The following is a 6,126-nucleotide window of genomic DNA, read 5'->3' on the forward strand; positions in this document are numbered from 1 at the left end:
CACCCTCACGGGCATAGAACGTGCCCTGCCGATCCGGATCCGGGCTGTACAGCCGGTCCAGGTCCCAACCACGATCGGTCGGGAACTCACCAATGCCATCGCCACCGCTCGCCAGCAGCCGCCAGAGGTCCTCGGGGGTCCGGACGCCACCGGGGAAACGACAGCTCATCGCCACGATCGCGATCGGGTCGTCGTCCACGGTCTTCACAGCCGCGGTCACCGGGCCGCCAGTGATCGGAGCCTGCGTGCCGAGCAGTTCGTCCCGCAGGTAGGCGGTGAGAGCAGATGCGGTCGGGTAGTCGAATATCAGCGTGGCCGGCAGACGCACGCCCGTCGCGGCACCCAGCCGGTTGCGCAGCTCGACCGCGGTGAGCGAGTCAAATCCCAGTTCCTTGAAGGCACGCTCCGCGCCGACAGCGTCCACGCCGTCATGCCCCAGCACCGCCGCGACATGCGTACGGACCAGACCCAGCAGCTCCCGCTCCAGCTCAGCCACACCAAGACCCGCCAGCCGCTCGGCCGGCGAAGCGGTGTCGCCCTCGGCACGGGCAGCGGGCGCGGCAAGCCCGGTCTCCGACAGCTCGGCGAAGAGGGCGCTGGGGCGTGCTGCGGTGAAGGCAGGCCCGAAGCGCGTCCATTCCACGTCCGCGACCAGCAGTGCCGCATCGGTCGACTGGGCAACGCTCTGCCGCAGGACAGCCATCGCCGTTTCCGGCTCCATCGGCGGCAGACCCTCACGCCGCATCCGCGCATCCAAGGCCTCGTCGGCAGCCATACCGCCCTCGGCCCACGGACCCCACGCAAGCGACGTCGCCGCAAGACCAGCAGCGCGCCGCTGCTCGGCCAGCGCGTCCAGATAGGCGTTGGCGGCTGCGTAGTTCGCCTGACCGGCCGCACCAGTGATGCCGCTCATCGAGGAGAACAGCACGAAGGCGGAGAGCTCGATACCCAGCTCGACGGTCAGTTCGTGCAGGTTGAGCGCGGAAGACGCCTTGGCACGCAGGACGGTCTCGAAGCGCTCAGGGGTCAGGGCGTCCAGAACACCGTCGTCCAGGATCCCCGCGGTATGAACGACCGCCGTCAGTGTGTCGGCCTCGGACTCCAAGAGGCTACGGAGGGCGTCGCGGTCGGAGGCGTCGCACGCCACGACCGACACGTCCACACCCAGCCCGGACAGCTCGGCCGTCAGCTCGGCGGCGCCGGGAGCGTCCGCGCCCCGGCGGCTGGTCAGCACCAGACGCTCCGCACCCGCACCGGCCAGCCAGCGAGCCACCCGCCCACCCAGAGCACCCGTCCCACCAGTCAACAGCACCGTCCCGGACGGAGCCCAGGCGCCTGCGCTGCCGACAGCGGCCCGGACCAACCGTCGTCCGAACACGCCGGAGGAACGTACGGCGACCTGGTCCTCACCCATTCCGGCCAGTACCCCGACCAGACGGGCCATGACCCGCTCGTCCCACACCTCAGGCAGGTCGACCAGACCACCCCAACGCCCAGGAACCTCCAGCGCAGCAACCCGACCCAGACCCCACACCTGAGCCTGCACCGCCGACACCAGACGGTCGGAACGGCCCACGCTGACCGCGCCACGGGTCAGGCACCACAGCGGCGCCTCCACCCCGACATCACCCAACGCCTGCACCAGACCAGCCGTGGCCACGACACCAGCAGCCTCGTCCAGAGCAAGAAGCGACACCACACCTTCGACGGAATCGGCGTGCACGTCGGCGACGGTGCCGGACAGCAGCACGGCAAGGGCAGCCCGATCCGTCCCCGGCTCGACAACGACCCGGCGTACCTCAGCGCCACGGCCGGCCAGCGCGTCCACAACGGCCGTGTCATCCACGCCTTCGGCGGGCACCGCCACGAGCCACGACCCGGACAACCGCACACCGGTCCCGGTCGCTCCGTCCGTCAGCGGCTTCCACGACACCCGGTATCGCCAGGCGTCCACCTCCGACTGCGTCCGCAGCCCACGACGCCACGCCGAGAGCGCAGGCAGGACCGAACTCCAGGCGCTGTCGTCGTCCATCTCCAGCGTGGCGGTGAGCGACTCGAGATCCTCGCGCTCCACCGCGTCCCAGAAACGGGAGTCCATGTCGTTGCCGACAGCACTCCGCACCGCGCCCGTCAGCTGCAGCCAGTAGCGCTGCCGCTGGAAGGCGTACGTCGGCAGCTCCACCTGCCGGGCACCCGAACCGGCGAAGAACGCCGGCCAGTTCACCTCCAGACCCCGCAGATGGGCCTGCGCGACTGCGGTGACCACCGACTCGGTCTCGGGACGTCCGTTGCGCAGCACGGGCACGAAGGCGGCGCCCTCATCCGTCACGCATTCCTGGCCCATGGCCGAGAGCACGCCACCGGGACCGAGCTCGACGTACGTCGTGACACCGGCATCTTCCAAGGCGTGCATGCCGTCGAGGAAACGCACCGCCTCGCGGACGTGCCGCACCCAGAACTCCGCCGAAGCCATGTCATCGGAGACGACCGCGCCAGTCAGATTGGAAACGATCGGGATACGCGGCATGTCGAACGACAGCCGCTGCACCACCTGGCGGAACTCGTCCAGCATCCCGTCCATGTGCGGCGAGTGGAACGCGTGGCTCACGGTCAGCCGCTTCGTCTTGCGGTCCGTGAGCGACTCCACGATCGCGAGCGCTGCGTCCTCGTCACCAGCGATGACCACGGAGTGCGGACCGTTAATCGCCGCGATGCTCACCCGATCGGCCCCGGTCAGCAGCGGCAGGACCTCGTCCTCCGACGCCTCCACCGCGATCATCACACCGCCGGTCGGCAGCGCCTGCATCAGACGGCCACGCGCCGCCACCAGCGTGCACGCGTCGCCCAGGGACAGGACCCCGGCAACATGCCCGGCTGCGATCTCACCGATGGAGTGCCCGGACACGAAGTCCGGCCGCAGACCCCAGCTCTCCACGAGCCGGAACAACGCCACCTCGACCGCGAACAGCGCCGGCTGCGTGAACTCCGTCCGGTCCAACAGAGCCACGTCCGACCCGAACAACACATTCTTCAACGGAAGTTCCAGCCGTTCACACACCGCGTCCAGTGCGTCCGCGAAGACCGGGTAGGCGCCGTAGAGTTCACGCCCCATTCCGAGTCGCTGGCTGCCCTGACCGGTGAACAGGAAGGCGACCTTGCCGGAGGCCGGCGAGCCCTTCACCACTCCCGCAGCCGAACGGCCCTCCGCAAGCGCGTCGAGACCGGCCACCAGACCCTCACGGTCCGCGGCCACGACCGCAGCACGGTCCTCGAACGACGCCCGACCGGCCACCAGCGACCACGCGATGTCGACCGGACGCGCATTCGGCGCGGCCAGGACATGGGCCTGCAGCAGGCGTGCCTGCTCGCGCAGCGCCTCCTCGCCCTTCGCCGAGAGCACCCAGGGCACCATCGGCAGTGATCCCAGTACCTCAGACGCGTCCGCCTCGTCCAGAACCGGTGGCTGCTCGATGATCGTGTGGGCGTTGGTGCCGCTGATACCGAAGGAGGAGATGCCCGCGCGGCGCGGACGGCCGGTCTCCGGCCAGTCCACCGCCTCCGTCAGCAAGCTGACCTCACCGGCCCCCCAGTCGATCCGACTCGACGGAGCATCCACATGCAAGGTCCTGGGCAGCACCCCGTGCCGCATCGCCATAACCATCTTGATCACACCCGCGACACCCGCCGCGGCCTGCGTGTGACCGATGTTCGACTTGATCGAACCCAGCAGCAGCGGCCGGCCGGCCGGGCGGTCCTGGCCGTACGTGGCCAGCAGCGCCTGCGCCTCGATCGGGTCACCCAACCGCGTACCCGTACCGTGCGCCTCCACCGCGTCCACCTCAGCGGCAGACAGACCCGCACCCGCCAGAGCCTCACGGATCACCCGCTGCTGCGACGGACCGTTCGGCGCCGTCAGACCATTGCTCGCACCGTCCTGGTTGATCGCCGAACCACGCACCACCGCCAGCACCGGATGCCCGTTGCGCCGGGCGTCAGACTGCCGCTCCACCAGCAGCATGCCCGCACCCTCGGCCCAGCCCGTGCCGTCCGCGGCCTCCGCGAACGACCTGCAACGACCGTCGGCCGAAAGACCCCGCTGACGACTGAAGTCGATGAACGTCTCCGGAGTCGCCATGACAGCCACACCACCGGCCAGCGCCAAATCGCACTCACCATTACGCAGCGCCTGCATAGCCCAATGCAACGCCACCAGCGACGACGAACACGCCGTATCAACAGTGACCGCAGGCCCCTCCAGACCGAAGGTGTAGGCGATCCGGCCGGAGGCGATGCTGCCGGCATTGCCGGTGCCCAGGTATCCCTCGACGCCTTCAGGCAATTCGTCACCGCCACCGGCGCCGTTCCCGATGCCGACGCCTGTCACGTAGTCGTGGTACATGACGCCTGCGAAGACACCGGTACGGCTCCCGCGCAGCGACGACGGGTCGATACCGGCACACTCGAACGCCTCCCACGAGGTCTCCAGCAGCAGCCGCTGCTGCGGATCCATCGCCAGAGCCTCACGCGGCGAGATCCCGAAGAACGCCGCATCGAACTCGGCCGCATCGTGCAGGAACCCACCCTCACGCGTATACGAAGTACCCGCGTGGTCCGCATCCGGGTGATACAGCGCCTCCACATCCCAACCGCGGTCCGTCGGGAAGGAGCTGATGCCGTCCCCACCCATGGCCACCAGCTGCCACAGATCCTCGGGCGTGCGCACACCACCAGGGAAACGACAACCCATGCCCACGATCACGATCGGATCCTCGGAAATACCCGGGGTCGACCGTACGGGCGGCATCAGGTGCCCCCGCACACCGTCCTGACCATCGAACCCATTGCTCAGCGCCAGCTCAGTGAGCAGATGGCGGGCCAGACCCGCCGGCGTCGGGTAGTCGAAGATCAGCGTCGGGGGCAGCCGCAGACCGGTCTCCGCCTTCAGCACATTGCGCAGCTCAACAGCCGTCAGGGAGTCGAAGCCAAGGTCCCTGAAGGCCCGTTCGGCATCAACCGCCTCCGCGCCGGAGTAACCCAGCACTGCGGCCACACGCCCGCACACCAGGTCCAGCAGCACACCCTCGTGCTCCGCGGCCGGCAGACCGAGCAAGCGCGCGACCAACGGCGAACCGGCGTCCAAGCCTCCGCCAGGCCGCTCGACGCTCCGACGCGCGGGGACACGTACGAGAGCTCGCAGCAGCGCCGGCGTCGCCCCCGCCGATGCCGCCTGTGCCCGCAGCACCGCGACATCGAGATGCATCGGCAGGAGCACCGCCGAATCCACCGTCATCGCCGTGTCGAAGAGGGACAGACCCTCATCGCCCGTGAACGCGGCGAGACCGTCCCGGGCGATACGACGCAGGTCAACCTCGTCCAGCTGACCCGCCATCCCGACCTCGCTACCTGCCTGCGGGGCCCACAGGCCCCAGGCGAGCGCGGTGGCAGGCAGGCCCTCCGCACGGCGCTGCTCGGCCAGCGCCTCCAGGAACGCGTTCGCGGCCGCGTAGTTCGCCTGACCCGCCGCACCGAACGCGGCAGCCGCCCCCGAGAACAACACGAAGGCAGACAGGTCGAGATCGCGCGTCAGCTCGTGCAGGTTCCAGGCCGCGTCCACCTTCGGACGTAGCACCCCCGAGACCCGCTCCGGAGTCAGCGAAGACAGGATGCCGTCGTCCAGGACACCCGCCGTGTGAACCACAGCCGTCAGCGGATGCTCCGCCGGTATCGATGCCAGCAACTCCGCCAGCGCATCCCGGTCCGCGAGGTCACAGGCGACCAGGTCGACGTGAGCACCCAACTCGACAAGCTCCGCGACCAGTTCCTCGGTGCTGTCAGCCGAGGGGCCCCGTCGGCTGGTGAGCAGCAGGCGCTCGACGCCATATGTGGTCACGAGGTGGCGGGCGAACAGGCGGCCGAGGCTGCCCGTGGCACCGGTGACCAACACGGTGCCGGACGGGTCACCGAGGCTGATCGGCGTGTCGGCCGCACTGTCCGACGACAGTACGCGGACCAGGCGAGGTGCTGTCACTGAACCCTCGCGGATGGCCAGCTCCGGCTCGCCGGACGCCAACGCAGCGGGAATCGCCGCCACCGACACCTCATCGGTCTCGGAACCGAGATCGAGCA

The 6,126-nt window shown here is 69.4% G+C and carries 1 pseudogene; it reads right to left on the minus strand.

The window, feature by feature from the left end:
- Nucleotides 1-6,028: pseudogene (locus tag ACZ4Z5_RS33130) on the minus strand (type I polyketide synthase); the annotation flags it as partial.
- Nucleotides 6,029-6,126 lie beyond the last annotated feature (98 nt).

The sequence above is a fragment of the Streptomyces sp. NPDC030222 genome, assembly GCF_055573115.1.